Genomic DNA, 1,587 nt, shown 5'->3' on the forward strand with positions numbered 1-1,587 from the left:
CCCGGTTCCACCGCACGGCCACCCGACCGCCACGTCTCCTGGAGCGGCCTGCCCATGACCGACACCGCGCCCACCGACGCCACCCCGCCGCGCCCGCCGTCCGCCGGACAGCTCGAACTGCCCGGCGGGCGGGTGGAACTCGACCCGAACTCACCTGCGCCCGAAGGGCGTTACGCCAACGCCGACCTCCTCCCGGTGCCTGCCGCGGGGCGGACCTGGAACACCTACAACTTCTCCGCGCTCTGGGTCGGCATGGCCCACAACACCGCCTCCTGGACCCTCGCTTCGGGCCTCATCGCGGTCGGGATGGACTGGAAGCAGGCGGTGTTCACCATCGCGCTGGCCAATCTGATCGTCCTGGCCCCGATGCTGCTCACCGGGCACGCCGGGCCCAAGTACGGCATCCCCTTCCCGGTCTTCGCCCGGTCCTCGTTCGGCATCCGCGGTGCCAACCTCCCCGCCGTGGTACGGGCGTTGGTGGCCTGCGGCTGGTTCGGCATCCAGACCTGGATCGGCGGTGAGGCGATCTACTTCCTGGCCGGGAAGCTGATCGGCGAGGGGTGGACCGGCGCCGCCGCCGTCGGCGGGTACCCGTGGACGCTGTGGCTGTCGTTCGCGCTCTTCTGGGCGCTTCAAGTGGCCATCATCTTCCGGGGGATGGAGACCGTCCGCCGCTTCGAGAACTGGGCCGCGCCGTTCGTCCTGATCGGCGCCCTCGTGATGCTCTGGTGGATGAGCGACAAGGCCGGCGGGTTCGGGCCGCTGCTCGACCAGCCGTCGAGGCTGGGCTGGGACGCCGACTTCTGGACGCTGTTCGGGCCCGCCCTGATGGGCATGATCGGCTTCTGGTCGACGCTCTCCCTCAACATCCCCGACTTCACCCGGTACGGGAAGAGCCAGCGGGCCCAGACCTGGGGCCAGGCGCTCGGACTGCCCACCACCATGACGCTGTTCGCCTTCCTGTCGGTGATGGTCACCTCGGGCTCCCAGGCCGTGTACGGGGAGGCGATCTGGGACCCGGTGCAGCTCGCGGCGAAGACGGACAACGCGGTGGGGCTGGTGTTCGCCCTGGTGACGGTGCTGGTGGCGACGCTCTCGGTGAACATCGCGGCCAACCTGGTCTCGCCGTCCTTCGACTTCTCCAACGTCGCGCCACGGCGGATCAGCTTCCGTACCGGGGCACTGGCGACGGCGGTGATCGCGGTGCTGATCATGCCGTGGAAGCTCTACCAGGACCCGCAGGGGTACATCTTCACCTGGCTGGGACTGGTGGCCGGGCTGCTGGGCACCGTGGCCGGCATCCTGATCGCCGACTACTGGATCCTGCGCCGCACCCGGCTCGACCTGCCGGCGCTCTACCGCGCGGACGGACCCTACTGGTACGCCGGGGGCTGGAACTGGCGGGCGGTGGTGGCGTTCCTGACCGGAGGAGTCCTGGCGGTCGGCGGGGCGGACTTCGCGCCGCTGGCGGACGGCCGCCCCCTGCCGGCCCTGTCCGGCCTCGCCGACTACGGCTGGGCGGTCGGGCTCGGGACGTCGCTGGTCCTCTACGTCCTGCTGATGCTGCCGCTCGGGGTGCACCGCCGT

The 1,587-nt window shown here is 70.8% G+C and carries 1 protein-coding gene; it reads left to right on the plus strand.

Going from position 1 to position 1,587, the window contains the following annotated elements; all coding sequences use genetic code 11:
- Positions 1-54: 54 nt before the first annotated feature.
- Positions 55-1,587, plus strand: a 1,533-nt coding sequence (locus HW445_RS30335; protein ID WP_180224008.1) for an NCS1 family nucleobase:cation symporter-1, incomplete at its 3' end; no start/stop codon positions are given.

It is taken from the genome of Streptomyces sp. UH6, from assembly GCF_013421635.1.
Classification (GTDB): domain Bacteria; phylum Actinomycetota; class Actinomycetes; order Streptomycetales; family Streptomycetaceae; genus Streptomyces; species Streptomyces abyssomicinicus.